This is a genomic window from Streptomyces triticisoli, assembly GCF_003270085.1.
Lineage (GTDB): Bacteria > Actinomycetota > Actinomycetes > Streptomycetales > Streptomycetaceae > Streptomyces > Streptomyces triticisoli.
Genome location: NZ_QFDQ01000134.1, coordinates 1 through 2,484, shown reverse-complemented (window position 1 = coordinate 2,484; position 2,484 = coordinate 1). Strand labels below are relative to the sequence as shown.

At 51.3% G+C, this 2,484-nt stretch carries 1 protein-coding gene, 5 tRNA genes and 1 pseudogene; 5 read left to right on the top strand and 2 right to left on the bottom strand.

What is annotated here, in order from left to right; genetic code table 11:
- Window positions 1-81, top strand: a pseudogene (locus DEP02_RS19150) (IS1 family transposase); the annotation flags it as partial.
- A gap of 1,044 nt (window positions 82-1,125) precedes the next feature.
- Here the strand turns inward: DEP02_RS19150 and DEP02_RS19135 are convergent.
- Window positions 1,126-1,201, bottom strand: a tRNA-Ile gene (locus DEP02_RS19135).
- Between the two features lie 246 nt (window positions 1,202-1,447).
- Between DEP02_RS19135 and DEP02_RS19130 the strand changes: the two genes are divergently transcribed.
- Window positions 1,448-1,524: transfer RNA gene (locus DEP02_RS19130), tRNA-Arg, on the top strand.
- A 15-nt stretch (window positions 1,525-1,539) separates the two neighbouring features.
- Here DEP02_RS19130 and DEP02_RS34865 read toward each other — a convergent pair.
- Window positions 1,540-1,956, bottom strand: coding sequence for a site-specific integrase (locus tag DEP02_RS34865; protein ID WP_438947777.1), 417 nt, complete (start codon window positions 1,954-1,956; stop codon window positions 1,540-1,542).
- Window positions 1,957-2,118: 162 nt separating this feature from the next.
- Here DEP02_RS34865 and DEP02_RS19115 point away from each other — a divergent pair.
- The 3 genes from DEP02_RS19115 (at window position 2,119) to DEP02_RS19105 (ending at window position 2,476) form a co-directional block, all read left to right on the top strand.
- Window positions 2,119-2,203 (top strand) — tRNA-Tyr (locus tag DEP02_RS19115).
- Window positions 2,204-2,319: 116 nt separating this feature from the next.
- A tRNA-Gly gene (locus DEP02_RS19110) sits at window positions 2,320-2,394 on the top strand.
- Between the two features lie 6 nt (window positions 2,395-2,400).
- Window positions 2,401-2,476, top strand: a tRNA-Thr gene (locus DEP02_RS19105).
- The last annotated feature ends 8 nt before the right edge of the window (window positions 2,477-2,484 follow it).

The window sequence follows — 2,484 nt, the reverse complement described above, 5'->3', positions numbered from 1 at the left end:
TCTGTTTCTATCAGCTGTCCCTCCTGTTCAGCTACTGACGGGGTGGTGCGTAACGGCAAAAGCACCGCCGGACATCAGCGCTAGCGGAGTGTATACTGGCTTACTATGTTGGCACTGATGAGGGTGTCAGTGAAGTGCTTCATGTGGCAGGAGAAAAAAGGCTGCACCGGTGCGTCAGCAGAATATGTGATACAGGATATATTCCGCTTCCTCGCTCACTGACTCGCTACGCTCGGTCGTTCGACTGCGGCGAGCGGAAATGGCTTACGAACGGGGCGGAGATTTCCTGGAAGATGCCAGGAAGATACTTAACAGGGAAGTGAGAGGGCCGCGGCAAAGCCGTTTTTCCATAGGCTCCGCCCCCCTGACAAGCATCACGAAATCTGACGCTCAAATCAGTGGTGGCGAAACCCGACAGGACTATAAAGATACCAGGCGTTTCCCCCTGGCGGCTCCCTCGTGCGCTCTCCTGTTCCTGCCTTTCGGTTTACCGGTGTCATTCCGCTGTTATGGCCGCGTTTGTCTCATTCCACGCCTGACACTCAGTTCCGGGTAGGCAGTTCGCTCCAAGCTGGACTGTATGCACGAACCCCCCGTTCAGTCCGACCGCTGCGCCTTATCCGGTAACTATCGTCTTGAGTCCAACCCGGAAAGACATGCAAAAGCACCACTGGCAGCAGCCACTGGTAATTGATTTAGAGGAGTTAGTCTTGAAGTCATGCGCCGGTTAAGGCTAAACTGAAAGGACAAGTTTTGGTGACTGCGCTCCTCCAAGCCAGTTACCTCGGTTCAAAGAGTTGGTAGCTCAGAGAACCTTCGAAAAACCGCCCTGCAAGGCGGTTTTTTCGTTTTCAGAGCAAGAGATTACGCGCAGACCAAAACGATCTCAAGAAGATCATCTTATTAATCAGATAAAATATTTCTAGATTTCAGTGCAATTTATCTCTTCAAATGTAGCACCTGAAGTCAGCCCCATACGATATAAGTTGTAATTCTCATGTTTGACAGCTTATCATCGATAAGCTTGGTACCGAGCTCGGATCCACTAGTAACGGCCGCCAGTGTGCTGGAATTCGGCTTAAAGCTTAAAAAGGCTGACGATTTCTCGTCAGCCTTTGCGGCCGCTGGTGGCCCCTGCTGGACTTGAACCAGCGACCAAGCGATTATGAGTCGCCTGCTCTAACCACTGAGCTAAGGGGCCAATCGATTGGATTATAAAGTAACTCCGTGTCGCAATCCAAGCTTGGCTGCAGGTCACTTTGATACATGAAAATACGGGTTTTCTTGATTCAGACGCGCAGCGGTGTGCGTTTGTTTGCCGCTATAGCGAAATAAATCAGAAAATCAGACGCGGTCGTTCACTTGTTCAGCAACCAGATCAAAAGCCATTGACTCAGCAAGGGTTGACCGTATAATTCACGCGATTACACCGCATTGCGGTATCAACGCGCCCTTAGCTCAGTTGGATAGAGCAACGACCTTCTAAGTCGTGGGCCGCAGGTTCGAATCCTGCAGGGCGCGCCATTACAATTCAATCAGTTACGCCTTCTTTATATCCTCCATAATTTCAGAGTGGGACTTTGGGACATTATCACCAAAAATGTCGTCTATTTTCCTCGCATGCTCTGTCAAATGATTAGGCGCAAGGTGAGCATACCTACGAACCATTTCTATGGACTCCCATCCGCCCATTTCCTGAAGCACTGATAATGGGACGCCTGACTGAATCAGCCAGCTTGCCCAGGTGTGTCTGAGGTCATGGAAACGGAAATCTTCAATTCCTGCACGACGACAAGCTGATAGCCATGATGTCTTGCTGTCGATGCGCATCTTCCTGACCGCAGGCGTTGATGTTCCATCTGCTCGCTTAGCCGCCTTGGTATGTGACGGATCCTCTACGCCGGACGCATCGTGGCCGGCATCACCGGCGCCACAGGTGCGGTTGCTGGCGCCTATATCGCCGACATCACCGATGGGGAAGATCGGGCTCGCCACTTCGGGCTCATGAGGTACCTAGGCTGTTTCTTCATCGTGTCGCATAAAATGTGACCAATAAAACAAATTATGCAATTTTTTAGTTGCATGAACTCGCATGTCTCCATAGAGTGCGCGCTACCCGGTGGGGTTCCCGAGCGGCCAAAGGGAGCAGACTGTAAATCTGCCGTCACAGACTTCGAAGGTTCGAATCCTTCCCCCACCACCAATTTCGGCCACGCGATGGCGTAGCCCGAGACGATAAGTTCGCTTACCGGCTCGAATAAAGAGAGCTTCTCTCGATATTCAGTGCAGAATGAAAATCAGGTAGCCGAGTTCCAGGATGCGGGCATCGTATAATGGCTATTACCTCAGCCTTCCAAGCTGATGATGCGGGTTCGATTCCCGCTGCCCGCTCCAAGATGTGCTGATATAGCTCAGTTGGTAGAGCGCACCCTTGGTAAGGGTGAGGTCGGCAGTTCGAATCTGCCTATCAGCACCACTTCTTTT